The organism is Cupriavidus sp. HY129, from assembly GCF_059492215.1.
Genome location: NZ_CP083254.1, coordinates 3,388,594 through 3,409,279, shown reverse-complemented (window position 1 = coordinate 3,409,279; position 20,686 = coordinate 3,388,594). Strand labels below are relative to the sequence as shown.

General features: G+C 66.1%; 19 protein-coding genes. 12 read left to right on the top strand and 7 right to left on the bottom strand.

Going from position 1 to position 20,686, the window contains the following annotated elements; translation table 11 throughout:
* Window positions 1-211: 211 nt before the first annotated feature.
* The 3 genes from K6G35_RS15720 to K6G35_RS15710 all read left to right on the top strand — a co-directional run bounded on the left by K6G35_RS15720 (window position 212) and on the right by K6G35_RS15710 (window position 5,777).
* Window positions 212-3,406 carry a bifunctional cytochrome P450/NADPH--P450 reductase gene (locus K6G35_RS15720; RefSeq protein WP_495675914.1) on the top strand — a complete coding sequence of 1,065 codons (3,195 nt, stop codon included), beginning with the start codon at window positions 212-214 and terminating at the stop codon, window positions 3,404-3,406.
* A 104-nt stretch (window positions 3,407-3,510) separates the two neighbouring features.
* Window positions 3,511-4,719: an MFS transporter gene (locus tag K6G35_RS15715; RefSeq protein WP_495675913.1), complete on the top strand. Its 1,209-nt coding sequence runs from the start codon at window positions 3,511-3,513 to the stop codon at window positions 4,717-4,719.
* Between the two features lie 32 nt (window positions 4,720-4,751).
* Window positions 4,752-5,777: a GlxA family transcriptional regulator gene (locus K6G35_RS15710; protein ID WP_017514981.1), complete on the top strand. Its 1,026-nt coding sequence runs from the start codon at window positions 4,752-4,754 to the stop codon at window positions 5,775-5,777.
* A gap of 20 nt (window positions 5,778-5,797) precedes the next feature.
* Here the strand turns inward: K6G35_RS15710 and htpX are convergent, their stop codons facing one another.
* From htpX to K6G35_RS15690, 4 genes are all read right to left on the bottom strand, one after another.
* On the bottom strand, window positions 5,798-6,676 hold the full coding sequence (htpX, locus tag K6G35_RS15705) for a protease HtpX (RefSeq protein ID WP_008647421.1): 879 nt from the start codon (window positions 6,674-6,676) through the stop codon (window positions 5,798-5,800).
* Window positions 6,677-6,787: 111 nt separating this feature from the next.
* A complete protein-coding gene (locus tag K6G35_RS15700) occupies window positions 6,788-7,171 on the bottom strand; it encodes a hypothetical protein (protein ID WP_495675912.1) in 384 nt (127 codons plus the stop codon).
* A gap of 124 nt (window positions 7,172-7,295) precedes the next feature.
* A complete protein-coding gene (locus K6G35_RS15695) occupies window positions 7,296-8,966 on the bottom strand; it encodes an NAD(P)-binding protein (protein WP_495675911.1) in 1,671 nt (556 codons plus the stop codon).
* 57 nt (window positions 8,967-9,023) lie between these two features.
* Window positions 9,024-10,535 (bottom strand): polyamine aminopropyltransferase, encoded by a 1,512-nt coding sequence (locus K6G35_RS15690; RefSeq protein WP_495675910.1) that lies wholly within the window; start codon window positions 10,533-10,535, stop codon window positions 9,024-9,026.
* A 202-nt stretch (window positions 10,536-10,737) separates the two neighbouring features.
* On the opposite strand from K6G35_RS15690, the gene K6G35_RS15685 reads away from it, so the two are divergent.
* From K6G35_RS15685 to K6G35_RS15645, 9 genes are all read left to right on the top strand, one after another.
* Complete coding sequence (locus tag K6G35_RS15685) at window positions 10,738-11,124, top strand: DUF350 domain-containing protein (RefSeq protein ID WP_035884425.1); 387 nt, start codon at window positions 10,738-10,740, stop codon at window positions 11,122-11,124.
* A gap of 40 nt (window positions 11,125-11,164) precedes the next feature.
* Entirely contained in the window at window positions 11,165-12,187 is a 1,023-nt protein-coding gene (locus tag K6G35_RS15680; RefSeq protein ID WP_286882226.1) for an SPFH domain-containing protein, read from the top strand.
* A gap of 9 nt (window positions 12,188-12,196) precedes the next feature.
* Window positions 12,197-13,741, top strand: coding sequence for a DUF4178 domain-containing protein (locus K6G35_RS15675; protein ID WP_495675909.1), 1,545 nt, complete (start codon window positions 12,197-12,199; stop codon window positions 13,739-13,741).
* Between the two features lie 3 nt (window positions 13,742-13,744).
* On the top strand, window positions 13,745-13,918 hold the full coding sequence (locus K6G35_RS15670) for a hypothetical protein (RefSeq protein ID WP_017513169.1): 174 nt from the start codon (window positions 13,745-13,747) through the stop codon (window positions 13,916-13,918).
* 18 nt (window positions 13,919-13,936) lie between these two features.
* The gene (gene speD / locus K6G35_RS15665; protein ID WP_008646162.1) at window positions 13,937-14,323 is read left to right on the top strand and encodes an adenosylmethionine decarboxylase; all 387 of its coding nucleotides are present in this window, start codon (window positions 13,937-13,939) and stop codon (window positions 14,321-14,323) included.
* Between the two features lie 66 nt (window positions 14,324-14,389).
* Window positions 14,390-14,824, top strand: coding sequence for a Cd(II)/Pb(II)-responsive transcriptional regulator (locus K6G35_RS15660; protein ID WP_008646161.1), 435 nt, complete (start codon window positions 14,390-14,392; stop codon window positions 14,822-14,824).
* A gap of 166 nt (window positions 14,825-14,990) precedes the next feature.
* Window positions 14,991-15,128, top strand: a complete 138-nt coding sequence (locus K6G35_RS15655) for a hypothetical protein (RefSeq protein ID WP_008646160.1) — start codon at window positions 14,991-14,993, stop codon at window positions 15,126-15,128.
* A gap of 222 nt (window positions 15,129-15,350) precedes the next feature.
* On the top strand, window positions 15,351-15,788 hold the full coding sequence (gene rnk, locus K6G35_RS15650) for a nucleoside diphosphate kinase regulator (protein ID WP_495675908.1): 438 nt from the start codon (window positions 15,351-15,353) through the stop codon (window positions 15,786-15,788).
* A 288-nt stretch (window positions 15,789-16,076) separates the two neighbouring features.
* Window positions 16,077-16,424: a hypothetical protein gene (locus tag K6G35_RS15645; protein ID WP_008646158.1), complete on the top strand. Its 348-nt coding sequence runs from the start codon at window positions 16,077-16,079 to the stop codon at window positions 16,422-16,424.
* Window positions 16,425-16,576: 152 nt separating this feature from the next.
* On the opposite strand, the gene ypfJ is transcribed toward K6G35_RS15645, so the two are convergent.
* The 3 genes from ypfJ to K6G35_RS15630 all read right to left on the bottom strand — a co-directional run bounded on the left by ypfJ (window position 16,577) and on the right by K6G35_RS15630 (window position 20,604).
* Window positions 16,577-17,470 (bottom strand): KPN_02809 family neutral zinc metallopeptidase, encoded by an 894-nt coding sequence (gene ypfJ, locus K6G35_RS15640; protein WP_008646156.1) that lies wholly within the window; start codon window positions 17,468-17,470, stop codon window positions 16,577-16,579.
* 297 nt (window positions 17,471-17,767) lie between these two features.
* Entirely contained in the window at window positions 17,768-19,234 is a 1,467-nt protein-coding gene (gene pyk / locus K6G35_RS15635; RefSeq protein WP_008646154.1) for a pyruvate kinase, read from the bottom strand.
* 38 nt (window positions 19,235-19,272) lie between these two features.
* Complete coding sequence (locus K6G35_RS15630; protein ID WP_495675907.1) at window positions 19,273-20,604, bottom strand: glycerate kinase type-2 family protein; 1,332 nt, start codon at window positions 20,602-20,604, stop codon at window positions 19,273-19,275.
* Window positions 20,605-20,686 lie beyond the last annotated feature (82 nt).

Sequence of the window (20,686 nt, the reverse complement as noted above, 5' to 3'; positions counted from 1 at the left end):
CGGGCATTTGATGCCGGTAGCCGATCAGGTAGTCGGTTCGGTGTCGCGCGCCCGGGATTCGAACAAACATTTCAAACGGACGGGGCGGAGCGGACAGAAGTGCCGATTGGAGTGCATCCTCGGCGCCAAAGCGTTGACTTCGCCGCCGAATCTGGCGATTGTCGACGGCAGCTTTCCTGATGACATTCACGCGCGACAAGGCGCTTCCCCCATGTCCACTGCAACACCTGCCGCTGCCCTCGAGCCGATTCCCCGGGATCCGGGCTGGCCGATCTTCGGCAACCTGTTCCAGATCACGCCGGGCGAGGTCGGCCAGCATCTGCTGGCGCGCAGCCGCCACCACGATGGCATCTTCGAACTCGACTTCGCCGGCAAGCGCGTGCCGTTCGTGTCGTCGGTAGCGCTGGCCAGCGAGTTGTGCGACGCCACGCGCTTTCGCAAGATCATCGGACCGCCGCTGTCCTACCTGCGCGACATGGCCGGCGACGGCCTGTTCACCGCGCACAGCGACGAGCCGAACTGGGGCTGCGCGCATCGCATCCTGATGCCGGCGTTCAGCCAGCGAGCGATGAAGGCCTACTTCGACGTGATGCTGCGTGTGGCCAACCGGCTGGTGGACAAATGGGACCGCCAGGGCCCGGACGCCGATATCGCCGTGGCGGACGACATGACGCGTCTGACGCTCGACACCATCGCGCTGGCGGGCTTCGGGTACGACTTCGCATCGTTTGCGAGTGACGAACTCGATCCGTTCGTAGTGGCGATGGTCGGCGCGCTGGGGGAGGCGATGCAGAAGCTCACGCGGCTGCCGATCCAGGATCGCTTCATGGGCCGCGCGCATCGCCAGGCTGCCGAGGACATTGCGTATATGCGCAATCTGGTCGATGACGTGATTCGCCAGCGGCGCGTGTCGCCAACGTCGGGCATGGATCTGCTGAACCTGATGCTCGAAGCGCGCGATCCCGAGACGGACCGGCGGCTTGACGACGCCAACATCCGCAATCAGGTCATCACGTTCCTGATTGCCGGCCACGAAACCACCAGCGGCTTGCTTACGTTCGCGCTCTATGAACTGCTGCGCAATCCGGGCGTGCTGGCGCAGGCGTATGCCGAAGTCGACACAGTGCTGCCCGGCGATGCGCCGCCGGTCTATGCCGATCTGGCGCGTATGCCCGTGCTCGACCGCGTGCTGAAGGAAACGCTGCGGCTGTGGCCGACCGCACCCGCCTTCGCGGTGGCGCCGTTCGACGACGTGGTGCTGGGCGGCCGCTACCGGTTGCGCAAGGACCGTCGCATCTCGGTGGTGCTGACTGCGCTGCATCGCGATCCGAAGGTCTGGGCGAACCCCGAGCGCTTCGATATCGATCGCTTCCTGCCCGAGAACGAGGCGAAGCTTCCCGCCCATGCCTACATGCCATTCGGACAGGGCGAGCGCGCGTGCATCGGCCGCCAGTTCGCGCTGACCGAAGCCAAGCTCGCGCTGGCGCTGATGCTGCGCAACTTCGCGTTCCAGGACCCGCACGACTACCAGTTCCGGCTCAAGGAAACGTTGACGATCAAGCCCGATCAGTTCGTGCTGCGCGTGCGGCGGCGCAGGCCACACGAGCGGCTCGTGACCCGGCAGGCATCGCAGGCCGTTGCCGACGCCGCGCAGACAGACGTTCGCGGGCATGGGCAGGCGATGACCGTGTTGTGCGCATCGAGTCTCGGCACGGCTCGCGAACTGGCCGAGCAGATCCATGCCGGCGCCATTGCGGCGGGCTTCGACGCGAAACTGGCCGACCTCGACGACGCTGTAGGCGCCTTGCCCACTTCGGGCCTGGTCGTCGTCGTGGCCGCCACCTACAACGGCCGCGCGCCCGATTCGGGTCGCAAGTTCGAAGCAATGCTCGATGCGGACGATGCCAGTGGCTACCGCGCGAATGGAGTGCGGCTGGCGCTGCTCGGCTGCGGCAATTCGCAGTGGGCGACGTACCAGGCGTTCCCGCGTCGCGTGTTCGATTTCTTTATCACCGCAGGTGCGGTGCCGTTGCTGCCGCGTGGCGAAGCCGATGGTAATGGCGACTTCGATCAGGCGGCCGAGCGCTGGCTCGCACAACTCTGGCAGGCGCTGCAGGCCGACGGCGCGGACTCCGGAGGCCTCGGCGTAGACGTGCAGGTGCGCAGCATGGCGGCAATCCGCGCTGAAACGCTGCCGGCCGGCACGCAGGCGTTCACGGTGCTGTCAAACGACGAACTGGTAGGCGACCCGAGCGGTCTGTGGGATTTCTCGATCGAGGCGCCGCGCACGTCGACGCGCGATATCCGGCTGCAACTGCCTCCGGGCATCACGTATCGCACCGGCGATCACATCGCGGTGTGGCCGCAGAACGACGCGCAGCTCGTTTCCGACTTGTGCGAGCGACTCGATCTCGACCCCGATGCGCAGGCCACGATCTCCGCGCCACACGGCATGGGGCGTGGCCTGCCGCTCGACCAGTCACTGCCGGTGCGGCAACTGCTGACGCACTTCATCGAGCTGCAGGACGTGGTCTCGAGACAGACGCTGCGTGCGCTGGCGCAGGCCACGCGCTGCCCGTTCACGAAGCAGTCGATCGAACAACTTGCTTCGGACGACGCGGAGCATGGGTACGCCACGAAGGTGGTCGCGCGGCGGCTGGGTATCCTCGATGTGCTGGTCGAACATCCGGCGATCGCACTGACGCTTCAGGAACTGCTGGCGTGCACTGTGCCGATGCGGCCGCGCCTTTACTCGATCGCATCGTCGCCGCTGGTATCGCCCGATGTGGCGACGCTGCTGGTCGGCACCGTCTGCGCGCCGGCGTTATCCGGGCGCGGGCAGTTCCGTGGCGTGGCGTCGACGTGGCTCCAGCATCTGCCGATCGGCGCGCGGGTATCCGCGTCGATCCGCACGCCGAATCCTCCGTTCGCCCCGGACCCCGACCCGACGGCGCCAATGCTGCTGATTGGTCCGGGCACCGGCATCGCGCCGTTCCGCGGATTCCTGGAGGAACGCGCGTTGCGGAAGATGGCGGGCAATGCGGTGACGCCCGCGCAGCTCTACTTTGGCTGCCGCCATCCGCAACATGACTGGCTCTATCGCGAGGACATCGAACGCTGGGCAGGGCAGGGTGTGGTCGAGGTTCACCCGGCGTACTCGGTCGTGCCGGACGCGCCACGCTATGTGCAGGATCTGCTCTGGCAACGACGCGAGCAGGTCTGGGCACAGGTGCGGGACGGCGCGACGATCTACGTCTGCGGCGATGGCCGCCGCATGGCGCCGGCGGTACGCCAGACGCTGATCGACATCGGCAAGGCTCAGGGTGGCATGACCGACGAGGCGGCGTCCGACTGGTTTGGCGGTCTCGTCGCGCAGGGCCGCTATCGGCAGGATGTCTTCAATTGAGCCGCTGAGTTCCCGGTTGGCAGAAATCCGCTGAACGTTGTCAGTCGGACGGCTACGCCGACCCGTACGCTGGGTGCCATCCCCATTTCCCTTTCGGAGACGCGATGGCTTCCCACGCATTGCGGCAGGCGCGCGTGTTGGCGCTGTGCCAGGCACTCTATACCTCGGCGCTGTCCGTCGACCTGACATTGACCGGGCTGGTCGGCTACACCCTCGCGCCGAACAAGGCGCTGGCCACGCTGCCATTCGCGCTGATTACCGTGGCATCGGCGCTGACCGCCATCGCCGCGGCTTTCCTGATCGAGCGGCTTGGCCGACGCCCGGCGTTCTGCCTCGGCGCACTGGCCTGCATGGCCGGTGGTCTGGTTTCGGTGCTAGCGATCTGGCGGCACGACTTCGTGTTGTTTTGTCTCGGTACGGCGCTGGTCGGCGTGTTCCAGGCATTCGCGCGCTTCTATCGCCTGGCCGCCGCCGATGCCGCGCCGCTTGCCGAGAAGCCGCGGGCGATATCGGCCGTGCTGACCGGTGGGGTAGTGGCGGCGGTGTGTGGCCCCGCGATCGCGGCCTGGAGCGCTGACATGATGCAGCCGCTGCCGTTTGCCGGTTCCTACGCGGTAGTTGCCGTGTTTGGCGCGTTATCCGTGGCCGTGCTGGCGCTGGCCTATCGGGAACCACCGGCAGTGGCGCACGCCGAGGCAGCTGTGGATAACCTTCCGGCCCGGCCGCTCGGCGAGATCGTTCGCCAGCCTGTGTTCCTGGCATCGTTTGCGAACAACGGTATCGGCAACGCCGTGATGATGTTCATGATGACGGCCACGCCGATCGCGGCCGTCGCGTGCCAGCACACGATCAAGCAGGGCGCCCAGATCATCGAATGGCACCTGGTCGGCATGTATGCGCCATCGTTCTTCTCCGGCTGGCTGCTGCAGCGCTTCGGCAATCCGGTGATGCTGGTGAGCGGTATTGCGTTGTCGGCGCCCGCGGCCATCGTCGCCCTGTGCTCGACCACGCTGCCGGCCTTCTACCTCGCCCTGCTTTGTCTGGGCGTGGGGTGGAACTTCATGTTCGTTGGTGGCACGACGCTGCTGACTAGCAGCTACCGCCCGGCGGAGCGGGCACGGACGCAGGCGGCCAGCGAGTTTTCCACAGCCGCGCTGACCGCGCTGGCCACACTGGCGGCGGGGCAGGTGTTGAACCAGTGGGGTTGGCAGGGCGTGAACCTGGCGGTGCTGCCGGCATTGGCCGTGGCGCTTGCCGTGACGCTGGCGTGGCAGCGTCAGGAGCGGTTGGCGCCGTCGGCGGCGGGCGTATGATCGGCGCATCCGCGCCCAATCACTTGCCCCCCATGCACCCAGCCCCCGAACCGCCGCGCGTTGTGGTCATCGTCGCGCCCGATCCTGCGCAGGAACTCGACGTCACCGGGCCGACCGCCGTGTTCGGTGCCGCCAACAAGCTGTGCGGCCGCGAGTCGCCGCCCTACGACCTGCACGTGGTCAGCGTCAGCGACGATGCCATCGTGCGTACGGAGAGCGGTCTGCGCATATTGGCGGACGCGCCGTACCACCGCATCGTCGAGCAGGTGGGCAGACCGATCGACACGCTGCTGATCTCGGGCGGCTCGGGCCATGCGCGGGCCGCCGAGGACGAGCGGCTGATCGGCTGGCTACGCACGCAGGCGACGCAGGTGCGGCGGATGGGCGCGGTTTGCACCGGGGCGTTCGTGCTGGCCGGTACGGGGCTGCTCGACGCGCAGCGCGTGACCACCCACTGGCGTCATGCCGAGCGGCTGGCCCATCGGCACCCGCAACTGGATGTCGATGCCGATCCGATCTGGATTCGCGCGGGTCGCTTCTATACCTCGGCCGGTGTCTCGGCTGGCATGGACCTGTCGCTCGCACTGGTCGAGGAAGACCTGGGGCACACGGTGTCGCTGGACGTCGCGCGGGATCTGGTGCTGTTCCTCCGGCGTCCGGGCAATCAGGCGCAGTTTTCGACGGTGCTGCGGGCGCAGGCGGCGCAAAGCCCTGAACTGCGAGCGTTGCAGACATGGATCGCCGATAACCTCGGCCGGGACCTGTCGGTCGGCGTGCTGGCGGAGCAGGTGGCGATGAGTCCGCGCAACTTTGCGCGGGTCTTCGTGAAGCAGGTGGGAGACACGCCCGCGCGCTATGTCGAGCGGCTTCGCGTGGAAGCGGTGCGGCGCCTGCTGGAAGGGAGCGATCGGCGGCTGGAAGCCATCGCGCATGTCACCGGATTCGGCAATGCCGATGTCATGCGTCAGGCATTCCAGCGCCATGTGCAGACGACGCCCGAGCGATACCGGGCGGCATTCCGCGGGGAAGGGCAGGCAGTGGCGCTGGCGGCCGCGTAGCCACCAGCGCTCTGCGGGGTTTAGTGGGTGCCTTGCAGGGCCGCGATGCGCGATTCGATCGGCGGGTGACTTGCAAACAGCGCCAGCCACGACTTGCCGCCCGAGATACCCATCGCCTGCATGTTCTGCGGCAGGCCGTCGGCGTCCAGACCACCCAGGCGGCGCAATGCCGCCACCATCGGGCTCGGCGTGCCGAGCAGCTTCGCCGCGCCGGCGTCGGCACGATATTCGCGATGACGCGAGAACGTGGCGACGATGACGCTGGCCAGGATGCCGAAGACGATCTCGCAGACCACCACGGTGACCATGTAGCCGATACCGGGGCCGCTCGACTCCTCGTCATTGCGGCGCAGCCACGAATCGACGAAGTAGCCGACCACGCGTGCCATGAAGATCACGAACGTGTTCACCACGCCCTGAATCAGCGTCAGCGTGACCATGTCGCCATTGGCGATGTGGGCCACTTCGTGCGCGAGCACGGCCTCGACCTCGTCGTGCGACATCGACTGCAGCAGGCCCGTGGACACAGCCACCAGCGAGCCGTTTTTCGACGCGCCGGTAGCGAATGCGTTGGGCTCGCCATCATAGATCGCCACTTCAGGCATCGGCAGGCCGGCGCGCGTGGCCAGCTTCTCGACGGTCTGCACGAGCCAGAGCTCCGTGCTGGTGCTCGGGTGGGTGATGACCTGGGCGCCGGTCGACCACTTGGCGATGGTCTTGGACATCAGCAGCGAGATAAACGAGCCACCGAAGCCCATCAGCGCCGCGAATGCCAACAACATTCCGAGGTTGAGGCCGTTCGAGGTCAGGAAGCGGTTCACGCCCAGCAGGCTGGCCGTGACACTGAGGACAAGCATGACGGCGAGGTTGGTCGCCAGGAACAGAAAGATACGTTTCATGGATGTGGGGCGAGACTAGGAAGAACGCGGACGGGCCGCAAGCGCGCGGCCCGCTGGATGCGAACTGCGCGATAAAGGTGCGCGCGAAGCAACCTTCGCGCGAAAGCGGGATCAGCCGCGCGGCGGGCGCGGCAGCAGAGGCAGGTCGGGGTCCGGCAGGGCGATGCGGGCGTACTGCGGCACCGCGCCACGGCCGGTTGCGGTTGCCATTCGCGGAAGCGGCGCGGGCAACAACTGCTCGGCGAAATCCGAGCCCGGTGGCGACGGTTCCGCATTATCGGCAGGGTGGGAGGACTCTTGAGTCGTGGGCGCCGGCATATCACCGGGATCGCCAACATCGGCGATAGCGGTAGCATCGGTCGCCACGGCGAGCGTGGCCCGAGCGACGTCGGCGACATCGGCCGTCTGAGGCACCTGCGCCATGCCGACGCCTGCCGCGGACGTGCCGAGACCTGCCCATGCCTGCAACGGCAGGAAGGCAAGCAGCACAATCATCAGCAGTAACCGGAACGGTTGCACGAGAGGTCGGGGCGCGGGTGACGTAAAAGACAAAAAGACTGGCGTCGATTCTACAGGATGGCAGGGGCCGGCGCAGACGGTCGTCCCCACCCCGGCGTCACTATCCGACGATTCTCAGCGCGGCGCGTGTGCCCCACCATGCCGCTTCCTCGAACACGGAGAGTCCACTCAGGTCGGCGTGGGCAAACAGGATGCGGCCGTCGGTCTCACGCAACGCACGGATGCCCGCGTTGCCCAGAAAGCCCGGCACCGGCGTGGCCATCGCGTGACCGCGTGCCGTGATCTCGACGGCGTCCGCATGGCGCCAGAATTCGCGGCCATAGACCGCGCGAAGATCGGACACGGCCAGATCCATCAGCGCGGCCGGGTCGGCATCCGCCAGCCATCGCCTGACGGCATCTGGCGATCCCCCGGCAGGCGCGCCGGATTCGGCGTCGAGCGGACAGTAGGCCGTGAACGCGGTGTGCGCCGGACGTGCCTGGCGGATCCACTGGTGCGTGGCCACGACGTAGCCGAGGCCGCGCGAGCCATGCACGACGTTGTCCCACGCCAGCGGCACGCCGGCGGCCTCCTGCGGAAACCCCCGCAGGTGGAACGATGAAACCAGCCAGGGCGCGTGATACTGCAGATGTTGCGCCGGGTCGAAGCCGAGCGGCTTCAGCGGCACGACGTGCGCGGCGACGTGCAGCGGCATCGCGCAGATTACGCGCCGCGCCCGAATGCGAAAGAGCGCGGGCGGCTGTGTGACGCCATCGGGCCAGTGCGCGCACAGCACACTGACGCCCTCCGACGTTTCGTCGATACGCACCGCCATGCCCGCGCGCCGCCATGGCTGGCCGGCATTCATCCGCGCATCGATCTTCGATGTCAGCCGCGTCACCATGCCGTGCAATCCGTCAGGCCATGTCAGCACCGCGCCATCGGCGGCATTGCTGGCATGGCCGCCACGGCTGGCGAAGTAGTGCAGACCTGCCCAGGCGGACACGACATCGGCCCCCGCGCCGTAGTCGTCACGGCAACAGTAATCGGCGTACCAGTGCAGCGTTGGTGCGGTAAAGCCTTCGGCTTTCAGCCATTGCCGGAAGGTCTGGCGATCGAGCGCCGTCCATGCCGGGTCACGCGAGGACTCGGCGATCGGAATCGCAAATGCCTTGCGGCCATCGCTGCCGGTGGCGTGGCGCAGCGCATCCATGCGGGTGAGGAAGCGTGCGTGCTGCGCATCGTGATCGTCATGATCGGGCAGCAGGCCGTCCTGCCACTTCCCGTCGAAGAACAGCCGCTCGTCCGGCGCGTGCACCAACGCCCGTTCGTCGAAACGTGGGCGCGCATCGAATGGATCGCGCTCGATCACGCCGACGTCGGCCAGCATCTCGCGCACGTGGGTTGATTGCGCCGAAGGCAATGGCAGGTAATGCGCGCCGCGCGGAAAGCCGATCTCGCCGAACTGGCCGCCGGCCGCATTGCCGCCGAACTCGGGGCCGTCGAGCATGATGAAGTCGCGATGACCGGCGCGCGACAGTTGCCATGCGGCCGACAGCCCGCCCGGACCGCTACCCAGGATCGCCACATCGGTGCGCAGTTCGCCGCCCGGCTCCGGCCAGCCGCGTTGGTCACGCAGCGCGTGCCCCTCCGCCATGCCGGGGCGCAGGACCACCGGCGTGGGTTCGCGCAGGCCCAGGCCGCGCAGGAAGCTGTCGGCCTCGTCGCCGATGCGGCTACAGCCGGCCAGCGCGGTACCCGCGGCGGCGATCAGGAAGCGGCGGCGGTCCATCGGCGTCCTGGAGCAGCCACTCCGGCAAGCGAACTTGCGGATGACTTGGCGGATGACTTAGCGGATGACATTGCGCCAGTCACGCTCGAAGTCGTGCACGAGAGTTTGTTCATTGAGCCGGTTCGGCTCGCCCTGGCGCGGTGCCATGTCGGCGGGAAAGCGGAACATCAGCGCAGTCGTATCCCCGTCGAGAAACTTCATCGGCACGTCGTAGTGCGTCGGCGGCGTGTAGTCGTTGCGCTTGCCGGCCAGGATGTAGCCCCACTCGCCGAACGACGGCACGTAGGTATGGTACGGCCACGTATGCAGCCCGGCTTCACGCAGCGTGGCGTCGATGTCCCAGAACGAGCGCGGTGCGTAGTAGGGCGATGTCGATTGCACCACCGCGTAGCCCTTCTCGGCCAGATGGCGCGACATCAACCGGTACATCGGTACCGAATACAGCTTGCCGAGCCCGAAGTTGGACGGGTCAGGCAGGTCGACGATGATCGCGTCGAAGCTGTCCTGGTTCTGCTCGAGCCATTGCGCGGCATCGGCGTTGACCACTGTCACGCGCTGGTCGGTCAGCGAGCCGTGGTTCAGTGCCCGCAGCGGTTCACTGCGCGAGAATAGCGTGGTCATCGCCGGGTCCAGGTCGACCAGTGTGACGTGCTCGATATTGCGGTACTTGAGAATCTCGCGCAGCGCCAGCCCATCGCCGCCACCGATCACCAGCACGCGACGCGCCCACGGCAGCGCCTGCAGCACCGGGTGCACTAGCGCCTCGTGATAGCGGTGTTCGTCGCGCGAGGAAAACTGCAGGTTGCCGTTGATGTAGAGGCGGAGATCGTCCTTCCAGCGCGTGATGACCAGCCGCTGGTACGGGGTGGTTTCGCTATGGATGATCTCGTCGCCGAACAGGCCGCGTTCGGCCCAGTGCGTCAGATGGTTCGAGCCGACGAATCCGACTGTCAGCACCGCCAGCACCATACCCGCGCGCAGTGTGCGCAACGTCGTGCGCGCCACCTCGTCGCGGAAAATGCGCAGTGTGAACAGCGCCACCGCGACGTTGAGCATGCCGAACAGGAATCCCGTGCGCGACAGCCCGAGCCGTGGCGCGAGCACCAGCGGGAATACCAGCGACACTGCCAGCGCGCCGAGATAGTCGAACGTGAGCACGCGGCTCACCAGATCGCTGAACTGGGCACGCCGCGCATTGAGGATGCGCATGACCAGCGGAATCTCCATGCCCACCAGCATCCCGATCACGAACACCAGCGCATACAGCGCGGTGCGGAATGGCGCGGAGAGCCAGGCGAATACCACGAACAGCAGCGCCGCCGAGATACCACCGAGCAGGCCGACCAGGATCTCGATGTCGATGAACCGGGTCAGGACGTCCTCGTCCTTCACGTAGCGCGAGAACCACGAGCCGACACCCATCGCAAACAGGTAGCAGCCAATGATCGATGAGAACTGGAGGATCGAATCGCCGAGCAGATAGCTCGACAGGGCGCCGGCAATCAGTTCGTAGCCAAGCCCGCAGGAGGCTACGATCAACACCGACAGGACTAGGGTACGGTCGCGCATGGGGCAGCGGTCGCAACAGGTGAGCAACAGGAGATCGCCCGGAGCGCGGCTGGCGTTCCGGCGTGTCACAAATTGATATTGGAAGGAATAGGACTGCGGCTATACTTTGCCGCGTAGTTTGCCGCTGGCATCGCCGCACGGCAAGCGCATCGCGCAGGACCGGTATTTCCACAACTTCATTGACAGGCCGCGTACCCGAACCATGCTACCCATCTACGCCTACGCCGAGCATCTGCTGGCCAGCCTTGTGCTGCTGGTCGTGTTCGTCGGAGTCTACACCAGGATCACGCCCTTCAACGAGTTCGCGCTGATCCGCCAGGGCAATGTGGCTGCCGCGCTCTCGCTGGGCGGCAGCACGCTCGGTTTCTGCCTCACGCTGTCGTCGAGTCTCCAGCACAACGACACCTTTCTGATGTTCCTGGTGTGGTCGCTGGTGGCGATGGTGGTGCAGGCAGTGGTCTACGCGGCGCTGGCGCGCGCATTGCCGGATATGGATGCGGCCATCGAATCTAACAATATGGCCATGGGCGGGCTGATGGGCACGATGTCGGTCTCGGTCGGCGTGCTCAATGCCGCGTGCCTGTCCTGAGGCCAGGACGTGAATCATTCCTTGGGAAGAAGGAGCTGACATGAGCATCGGGTCGTTCATCAGAAAGCAGTTTATCGACATCCTCCAGTGGACGGAGGACACGGACGGCGTGCTGGCGTGGCGCTATCCGATGGAAGACATGGAAATCCAGTACGGTGGCAGCCTGACCGTGCGTGAATCCCAGATGGCGGTCTTCGTCAACGAAGGCAAGATCGCTGACGTGTTCGGCCCCGGCATGTACAAGCTGACCACCCAGACGCTGCCGGTGCTGACGTACCTGAAGAACTGGGACAAGCTGTTCGAGTCGCCGTTCAAGTCGGACGTCTACTTCTTCAGCACCCGCCTGCAGATTGGCCGCAAGTGGGGCACGGCGCAGCCGATCACGATCCGCGATGCGGACTTCGGCATGGTGCGGCTGCGCGCCTTCGGTCTGTATTCGTACAAGATCAGCGATCCGCAGAAGTTCTACACCGAGATCAGCGGCACGCGCGCCGAGTACACGCGCGACGAAGTGGAAGAGCAACTGCGCAATCTGCTGATCGCCACGATGACGAACACGCTCGGCGCGTCGTCGGTGCCGTTCCTGGACATGGCGGCCAACCAGACGCTGATGTCGCAGACGATCCACGAAAAGCTCGCGCCCGAGTTCGAGCGTTATGGCGTGGCGCTCGACAACTTCGCGGTCACCAATGTCTCCCTGCCGGAGGAACTGCAGAAGGCCATCGACACCCGCATCTCGATGGGAATGATGGGCGACATGGCCAAGTACACGCAGTACCAGGTGGCCAGCTCGATCCCGCTTGCCGCGCAGAACGAGGGCGGTGTCGCCGGGCTCGGCGCGGGTCTGGCCGCCGGGGCGGTCATGGGGCAGGCGATGGCTGGCGGACTCGTGGGCGGCGTGGCGGGTGTACCGGCCGCAGCGCCCGTCACTCCTGCAACGCCCGCCGCCGAAGATCCGGCGGTGCGGCTGCAGAAGCTCAAGGAGCTGCTCGACAAGAGCCTGATCTCGCAGGCGGAGTTCGACACGGCCAAGGCGGAAATTCTCAAGAAACTCGTCGGCTGATTCCGCTCCATGCAAACGGTCAACTGTCCGGGCTGCGGCGCGGAGGTCCGCTTTCGGTCGTCCGCCGCGGTCATGGCGGTCTGCGAGTACTGCCACAGCACCTTGCTGCGCGAGGCCGATCAGGTACGCGACATCGGCAAGATGTCGGCGCTGCTCGAGGACTACTCGCCGCTGCAGATCGGCACCAGCGGCATCTGGCCAAATGACGGCAAGGGGCAGGGCTTCACGCTGATCGGCCGTCTCCAGTTGCGGTACGACGCCGGTCTCTGGAGCGAATGGTATGTGCTGTTCGACGATGGCACGGACGGCTGGCTCGGCGATGCGTCGGGCCAGTACATGTTCACGCGCAGGGTGCCTGACGAAGACGCGGCGAAGGCGTCGGTCGGCAAGCTGCCGAAGTTCGAAGGCCTGAAGCCCGGCGAGCCGCTGTTCTTCAACAAGTATCGTTATGAAGCCGGCGACGTGCGCACCGCGCGCTGCACCGGTGGTCAGGGCGAGTTGCCGTTCCAGGTCGGCGCGGGCTGGACCGCTCAGGTAGCGGACTTCCGCAATGCGGGCAACTTCCTGACGCTCGACTACGCCGATGGTTACCCGCCCGCGGTCTACACGGGCCAGATGGTCGAGCTCGACCAGCTCAAGTGCCAGCTTCTGCGCAGCGCAGACGAGATTGACCGCACCGCCGACCGCTATCGTGGCAAGGCGATTCCGCTGGCTTGCCCGAACTGCGGCAGCCCGATCGCCTATCGCGCTGGCGTGGCGAATTTCGTCATTTGCCCAAGCTGCCATAGCGAAGTCGATTGCACGACGTCGACAGCCATCGTGTTGGAGAAGCACGCCGAGATCGAGGCACTGCAGACCAGCCTGACGCCGGGCGAGGTCGGCACGATCGACGGCAAGCCATACACCGTGCTCGGCCTGCTTCAGTGCACCGATGATGACGAGGACGAGACCTCGACCTGGATGGAGTACCTGCTGTTCAACGAAACGGCCGGCTTTCTGTGGCTCGTGGAGCAGGACGCCGGCTGGGACCGCGTGCGCGTGCTGGATGTCTGGCCCGGCACGATGGCGTCGTCGAGCGTGGCCGTGCTGGCCGGCAACGAGTACCGCAAGGGGTTCGAATACGTCAGCCGCGTGCTCTATGCGGCGGGCACGTTCAACTGGCGCGTGCAGGCCGGCGATACCACGCGGCTGACCGAGTTCGGCCCGCCGGCGCGGCGACTGACGCGCGAGACGAGCGACACCGAGATCGTCTGGACGCAGTCCACCACGGTGTCGCGCACCCAGGTCGCGCAATGGTTCAAGGGCAACAAGGCGCTGGCCGCCGCGGCGAAGGCGCTACCCGAGCGCAAGCGTCCCGCCGCGCCAGCCACCGGCGACCTCGCGTACTGCCGCAAGGTCGCGTGGGGCATCGCTATCGCGATGTGGTTGCTGAACCTGCCGATCTCGTTCTTCGGCGGTGCCGGCATGGCCGGGCTTCTGCTGGGCACGCTGCTGCTCTGGCTGCCGATCTGGACCGTGCAGGCGTTTTCGGGGCATATCGGGGGAGGGGACTGAGCTGTGCGCTTTTTGTTTCTTGTCTACGGATTGATCGTGCTGTTCGGCGTCACGTTCTACACGCTGGGGTCGGCGGGCAGTACGTCCGGTGGATCGTCGTCGGCTCGCGGCTGGAGTGGCTCCGGCGGATACGGCGGTTCGGGCGGCGGCTGGTCTTCGGGCGCCGGGCACAAATAGTCCGGTGAGACGATCACCATGAATGCCCCGACGCTTGCCTGCCCACCGGTTCTTGGCCGCCACCTGCTGCTCGACATGCAGGGCGTGACCGCCGAGCGGCTCACCGATGCCGTGCTGATCGAGCGCGTGCTTTACGATGCCGCCCGGGTGTCTGGCGCCACGCCGGTGGACGCGCGGTTCCAGCATTTCGGCCCCGGCCTCGGTGTCACGGGCGTGCTGCTGCTCAAGGAGTCACACATCAGCATCCATACCTGGCCGGAATATGGTTTCGCGGCTGTGGATATCTTTATGTGCGGTGCGGCGCAGCCCTACCGGGGCATCGAAGCCATCGTGGCCGAACTGGCGCCGGCGCAATGGCATGTGCGCGATGCGGCGCGTGGCCCCGCCTCTGCAGGTTCCGCCTGATTGGGCTACACTTCAGCGGTAACCCTGTAATTACTACAGGGATCTGGCATCGAGGAGGCACTCACCATGCGTATCGGCGAACTGTCCCGCCACAGTGGCTGCGACATCGAGACCATCCGCTATTACGAACGTGAAGGGCTGCTGGACGCACCGCAGCGCGAGGACAACGGCTATCGCCGCTACGGCGACGGGCACCTCGTCCAGCTCAACTTCGTGCGCCACTGCCGCTCGCTGGGCATGAGCCTGGCCGACGTGCGCAAGCTGCGCGACTTCCAGCGCAATCCGTCACTCGCGTGCGACGACATCAATACGCTGTTGGACCGCCAGATCGAGCAGATCCACGCCCAGCGTGTTTCGCTGGAAGCGCTGGAAGGTCAGTTGCGCACGCTGCGCCATACCTGCGAGAACCCAAATCCGCATCCGGCCAGCGAGTGCGGCATCCTGCAGAACCTGCAGCAGGCAGCCGAGGGCGCGGCCTGCGAGTGCCACCCACGACACTAGGGATGCAGCGGGACGGCATCGTCACGCCGATCTCGCAACATCTCGCTACAAGGCGGGCGGCAAGCCGAAACTGGGGCATTCCGCCCCCACGCTTCGATTCGGACCTGTGCTACGATGGCCGCTGGTCGCTTCGGTGACTTACCTGTAACTCAGAGATTTCCCAACGATGTCCCGTCATCTACTGCTCGCCGTCTCCGTCATGGTTCGCTTCCAGCGACCGGCGCGCGCGCGCGTGATGCCGGCGCCCATCGACGCCAGCCGCTGGATCAACGCCCCGCTTGATCCAGCCCGGTTCCCGGCCTAACCGATCCCCTTCCTGAACCAGCAGAAGGCCCGGCGCCGAACCGGGCCCGAGCCAGCACGTACCCCCGCTTTCACGCGTAGCACCAGGCCTCGCCAGTTGCCGTGTGATCTGCTGCCGATTTAGTTGCTGCATTCACTGCATTACCAAGCTGTGTCCGTCCGGCGCGCGTGAAGTTGCGCCGGCCAATCGATTCTGGATTTCACTTCCGTGAGAGGCATTGCCATGGCCAAGACCAAGAACACGACCGCCGCGCCATCGCGCCCGGCAACCCTTTATCTGACCGAACTCGACGTCGCCCGCCTCGAGGGAATTGCCAGCCGTGCCGGCACCGCCGAACTCGACGAGATGCTGGATGCACTGCTGGAGCGCGCCGCCATTGTGTCGCCCGACTCGATCCCGAAGGACGTCGTGACGATGAATTCACGTGTGGTTTGTGCGCTCGAAGGCGAGGCCAAGCCGCGTGACTGGACCCTGGTGTACCCGGACGATGCCGATCTGGCCACTGGCCGGTTATCGGTGCTGTCGCCGATTGGCCAGGCACTGCTGGGTGCCCGCTCCGGGGACACGGTCGACTACCGCCTGCCCGACGGCCGCGCGCAACGCGTGACCATCGTGGAGATTGCGTTCCAGCCCGAGGCCAGCGGCCAGTTCACGCTTTGATCCTTCCCCCAGCCAGCTACCCACCGTGCGCCCGAAGCGGCGCGCGCGGGTAGCCGCGCCGCCTGGCAGTACCGAACGGTATGCACCGTTCGGTCAGGCAATCCCTTCCGTTCATCCAGATCTTCAGCGTTTCACGGCGTGCAACGCACCATTCGTCGCAGCGCTATTTCTCCTGGTTCGTTGAGCCACTAACCTTCAGTCCGTGCTCGATCGCCACAGAGATGGCGTATCCGGGCAGAAGTCAGCTGTATCCATAAGAAAGTTGTGAATCAGTTGAAGGAGTCCCAGATGAACGCCAAACGTATCCTTGGCGGCGCACTCGTGCTGGCTGCATTTGCCGCCTCGGCCGCGATAGCCGCTCCCGCCGCCACCAAGAAGGCCGGCAAATTCGATGTCTATGCGGACGCCGCCCGAGTGGGCAAGTTCGATGTGTATTCCGACGGCGCGAAGATCGGCAAGTACGACTTCTATACCGACGGACAACGCGCCAGCAAGTTCGACCCGTATAGCGAAGGCACCCGCCAGGGCAAGTTCGATAGCTTCAGCGAAGGCGCCCACGCATTCAGCGGCGAGATCTCCGCTTCGTCGCTCGACAACTCGCGCAACGGCGGCGAGCTCTACGGCTACAGCGTCTGACGCATCCGGTCCTTATGGACCGTGGCGGCCACTCCGGTGGTCGCCAGTTCAAAAGTTTCTCTCCCACCTGCGCGACCGACCTCCTCCATCTCTCTCCGTCGCGCAGGTGATTTTTCCCCCTCGGCAGTGTCTGTAGTTCTTCCCGAAGTGATCTAGAGTTGCCGCGCGGCAAATGTGTCGCACTTGCGGATATCGCCGGTCGTCAGTCCCTGACGCAGCCAGCGCACACGCTGCTCGCTCGTGCCATGCGTGAAGGCTTCAGGCACCACGTAGCCCTGTGCCTGACGCTGCAGCCGGTCGTCGCCGATTGCGGCGGCAGCCTTCAGGCCTTGCTCGATATCGCCCGGTTCCAGCAACTGCTGGTTCAGCTTCTGCGCGTTGGCAGCCCACACGCCTGCCAGACAATCGGCCTGCAATTCCATGCGTACCGACAATTGGTTGGCCTGCGCCTCGCTCATGCGGCGACGTGCCGCATCCACCTTTTCCGAGACGCCGAGCAGGTTCTGCACATGGTGGCCGATCTCGTGCGCGATCACATATGCCTGCGCGAAATCACCACCGGCGCCGAAGCGCTGACGCAGTTCGTCATAGAAGGACAGGTCGATATAGACCTTCTGGTCACCCGGGCAATAGAACGGCCCCATGGCGGACTGGCCAGTACCGCAGGCGGTTTGCGTGGCGCCGGAGAACAGCACCAGTTTCGGTGGCGCGTAACGGCGGTTCAGGTCGGTTTCGAAGATGTGTTCCCACGTGCGCTCGGTATTGCCGAGCACCTTGCGGGTGAACACCGTCAGCTGGTCGTTGGCGGGCGGGCGATGTGCCTGGGACTGCGGTGCCTGTTGCTGCTGATTCTGGACGACCGATGCGCCCTGGAAAATCAGCGACGGGTCGATGCCGAAGAAATATGAAGCGGCCAGCGCAATGACGATCGTGCCGATACCGATCGACTTGCCGCCGATCGGCAGTCCGAACCCTCCGCCTCCGCCGTAGCCACCGCCGCGGCGATCTTCTACGTTCTGGCTTTCGGCTTCGTCATCGAGACGCATGGGGGCTCCGTCGGGTCATGTATGGCGGCAGCCGCGCTTCGGCTGCCCGATGCCGGTGGAGTATAGCAACGGCGCCTGACGCACAGCGCACCGTTCAGAATTCGTTACCTCGAAAAAGGGAAGCCGCCCGCGCACCAGGCGACAAGCGGGCTGATAAGGGCGTGGGCGGCCGGCGAGCAGGGGGTCAGCCTGGTAGCCAAAGGGAAATCCTGCGTAGCCGGCAATGTGCATCGCCAGCCTGCTCCCCCGACCCCTTTCCCACGTGACGTAAGCGGGATGGGGGAGCGATTCAGCGCATCAAACCGCCTCGGCAGCCGGCACCTTGCCGATGTCCAGCCCGGCCACTTCCGTACCCACCTCTGCCACGCGCAGCAGGTTGGTCGTGCCGCCCTGGCCAAATGGCATCCCGGCCGCGATGGTGATCTGGTCGCCCGGTGCGGCATAGCCTTCCACCAGCGCGGCGCGCGCGGCGGCCTCGACCATTTCGTCGACGCTCTGCACGTCCGGGCTGACAGTCGAATGCACGCCCCAGGTGATGGCCAGCCGACGCGCGATCTCCAGGTTCGGCGTGATGCTGACGATCGGCGCGCATGGCCGCTCGCGCGCCGCACGCAGCGCAGTGGCGCCGGACGACGTGTACGTCACCGTGGCCTTCGCGCCGATGATCTGCGTGACCTCGCGCAGCGCCGCGCAGATTGCGTCCTGGCGCGTGGAGAGCGGTGCCTCGTGCTGGGCGTCGATCATGTTGCGGTAGAGCGGATCGTTCTCGACCTCGGTGATGATGCGATTCATGATCGAGACAGCGGCCACCGGATGACGGCCATTGGCCGATTCGGCCGACAGCATCACGGCATCGGCGCCGTCATAGATCGCACTCGCCACGTCGGACGCTTCGGCGCGCGTCGGCACTGGCGAGTCGATCATCGACTCGAGCATCTGCGTGGCGATCACGATCGGCTTGCCGAGCTGGCGGCAGATGCGCAGGATGCGCTTCTGCACACCCGGCACGCGCTCGGGCGGCAGTTCCACGCCGAGGTCACCACGCGCGACCATCACTGCATCCGACACCCGTACGATTTCCTCGAGCTGCTGCAATGCGGCCGGCTTCTCGATCTTCGACAGCACGCCGGCACGCGTGCCGATCAGTTCGCGCGCTTCGAGGATGTCAGATGGGCGCTGCACGAACGACAGCGCAATCCAGTCGGCGCCAAGTTCCAGTGCGAAGGCCAGGTCCTTGCGATCCTTTTCGGTCAGCGCGGGGATCGGGATCACCGCGTCGGGCACGTTCACGCCCTTGCGGTCGGACAGCGTGCCGTTGTTGGCCACGCGCGTGGTGATGCTGCCGCTGGCCACCGATTCGATGTTCAAGCGTACCTTGCCGTCGTCGATCAGCAGCGACTGGCCCGCGTTGGCGGCCTTGAACAGTTCGGGGTGGGGCAGGTAGACGCGCTTCGCATCGCCAGGCGTCGGGTCGCTGTCGAGGACGAACGTGTCGCCGGCGCTCACGGCCACCTTGCCGGCCGCGAACGTGCCAATGCGCAGTTTCGGGCCCTGCAGGTCGGCCAGGATCGCGATCGGACGGCCGGTCTCGGCTTCCACCTGGCGCACGGCGTCGTAGCGCGCGCGGTGGTCCTCGTGCGTGCCGTGGCTGAAGTTCAGCCGGAACACGTCGGCCCCGGCATCGAACAGTTGGCGGATGACCGCGATGTCCGTGCTGGCCGGGCCCAGTGTGGCCACGATCTTGGCTTTGCGCTGGCGTCTCATGAGTGTCTCCTCTCTTCCTCGTTCCTTGCAGGGCGCGATCAGATGATCAGGATCGCGCGAAAATCGTTCACGTTGGTACGGGTCGGGCCGGTGACGATCAGGTCGTCGATGCCGGCAAAGAATCCATACCCGTCGTTGTTGTCCAGATGCGCGCGGGCAGACAGGCCGCGTGCCACGGCGCGCGTCAGCGAATCGGGGCCAAGCAGTGCGCCGGCATTGTCTTCGGAGCCGTCGATGCCATCCGTGTCGCAAGCGATCGCGTGCACACCGGGCAGGCCGTCGAGCGATACCGCCAGCGACAGCAGGAACTCGGCATTGCGACCGCCACGGCCATTGCCTCGCACCGTCACCGTCGTCTCGCCGCCGGACAGGATTACGCACGGCTTCTCGAACGGCTGGCCATGCGCGACGATCTGGCGTGCGATCGCCGCGTGGACTTCGGCCACGTCGCGCGCTTCGCCTTCGATGCTGTCGGACAGGATGTGCGCCGTCAGGCCGAGTTCGCGTGCGCGCGCGGCGGCAGCTTCGAGCGACTGTTGGGCGCTGGCCAGCGTCACGTTGCGATGACCTTCGAAACGGACGTCGCCGGGCTTCGGCGTTTCACCCGCGCCGCTCTCCAGATGCGCGCGCACGTTGGCGGGCACATCGATGTGGTACTTGGCGATGACCGCGAGCGCATCCGCGCAAGTGGTGGCGTCCGGCAGCGTCGGGCCGCTGGCGATCAGGGTGGGGTCATCGCCCGGAATATCGGAAATCAGCAGCGTTTCCACACGCGCGGGTGCGCAGGCCAGAGCCAGGCGGCCACCCTTGAGGGCGGACAGGTGCTTGCGCACGCAGTTCATCTCGCCGATGCTGGCGCCGCTGCGCAGCAGCGCCTTGTTCACGGCCTGCTTGTCCGCCAGCGTGATGCCCGGCGCGGGTGCCGCGAGCAGGGCGGAGCCGCCACCGGAGATCAGGCACAGCACGAGGTCGTCGGCGGTCAGTCCCTGCACCAGTTCCACCATGCGCTGCGCGGCCTGCTGGCCCGCGGCGTCAGGCACCGGGTGCGCGGCCTCGACGACTTCGATGCGCTGGCAATCGGCGCCATGGCCATAGCGCGTGACCACCAGCCCCGACAGTTCGCCCTTCCAGTTCGCCTCTACTGCCTGCGCCATCGCGGCGGCGGCCTTGCCCGCGCCGATCACAACGGTGCGTCCCTTCGGCGATTGTGGCAAATGCGGCGGCAGGCAATGCGTCGCGCTCACGGCCGAGACGGCCGTATCGAACAGATCGCGCAGCAGCGCGCGGGCTTGAGAAGCGTCGCGATAGTCGGGCGTGCCGGCCTGGCGCTGCGGCGACAGCAGGGCGGCGGTGGCGTCGGTGGCAAACATGTGGGTCCTGAAATGAAACGCAAGCAGAAAAACAAGGACAACAATCAACGCGGCCGCCCGCCGTCAGGCAGGGCGGCCGCGG

Bases quoted from the DNA above. Each gene is read 5' to 3' on its own strand.
- K6G35_RS15680 (WP_286882226.1), top strand. From the start codon at position 11,165: ATGAGCATCGGGTCGTTCATCAGAAAGCAGTTTATCGACATCCTCCAG.
- K6G35_RS15720 (WP_495675914.1), top strand. From the start codon at position 212: ATGTCCACTGCAACACCTGCCGCTGCCCTCGAGCCGATTCCCCGGGAT.
- rnk (WP_495675908.1), top strand. From the start codon at position 15,351: ATGGCCAAGACCAAGAACACGACCGCCGCGCCATCGCGCCCGGCAACC.
- speD (WP_008646162.1), top strand. From the start codon at position 13,937: ATGAATGCCCCGACGCTTGCCTGCCCACCGGTTCTTGGCCGCCACCTG.
- K6G35_RS15685 (WP_035884425.1), top strand. From the start codon at position 10,738: ATGCTACCCATCTACGCCTACGCCGAGCATCTGCTGGCCAGCCTTGTG.
- K6G35_RS15660 (WP_008646161.1), top strand. From the start codon at position 14,390: ATGCGTATCGGCGAACTGTCCCGCCACAGTGGCTGCGACATCGAGACC.
- K6G35_RS15695 (WP_495675911.1), bottom strand. From the start codon at position 8,966: ATGGACCGCCGCCGCTTCCTGATCGCCGCCGCGGGTACCGCGCTGGCC.
- pyk (WP_008646154.1), bottom strand. From the start codon at position 19,234: ATGAGACGCCAGCGCAAAGCCAAGATCGTGGCCACACTGGGCCCGGCC.
- K6G35_RS15645 (WP_008646158.1), top strand. From the start codon at position 16,077: ATGAACGCCAAACGTATCCTTGGCGGCGCACTCGTGCTGGCTGCATTT.
- K6G35_RS15630 (WP_495675907.1), bottom strand. From the start codon at position 20,604: ATGTTTGCCACCGACGCCACCGCCGCCCTGCTGTCGCCGCAGCGCCAG.
- K6G35_RS15710 (WP_017514981.1), top strand. From the start codon at position 4,752: ATGCACCCAGCCCCCGAACCGCCGCGCGTTGTGGTCATCGTCGCGCCC.
- K6G35_RS15690 (WP_495675910.1), bottom strand. From the start codon at position 10,535: ATGCGCGACCGTACCCTAGTCCTGTCGGTGTTGATCGTAGCCTCCTGC.
- htpX (WP_008647421.1), bottom strand. From the start codon at position 6,676: ATGAAACGTATCTTTCTGTTCCTGGCGACCAACCTCGCCGTCATGCTT.
- K6G35_RS15655 (WP_008646160.1), top strand. From the start codon at position 14,991: ATGTCCCGTCATCTACTGCTCGCCGTCTCCGTCATGGTTCGCTTCCAG.
- K6G35_RS15700 (WP_495675912.1), bottom strand. From the start codon at position 7,171: ATGATTGTGCTGCTTGCCTTCCTGCCGTTGCAGGCATGGGCAGGTCTC.
- K6G35_RS15715 (WP_495675913.1), top strand. From the start codon at position 3,511: ATGGCTTCCCACGCATTGCGGCAGGCGCGCGTGTTGGCGCTGTGCCAG.
- ypfJ (WP_008646156.1), bottom strand. From the start codon at position 17,470: ATGCGTCTCGATGACGAAGCCGAAAGCCAGAACGTAGAAGATCGCCGC.
- K6G35_RS15675 (WP_495675909.1), top strand. From the start codon at position 12,197: ATGCAAACGGTCAACTGTCCGGGCTGCGGCGCGGAGGTCCGCTTTCGG.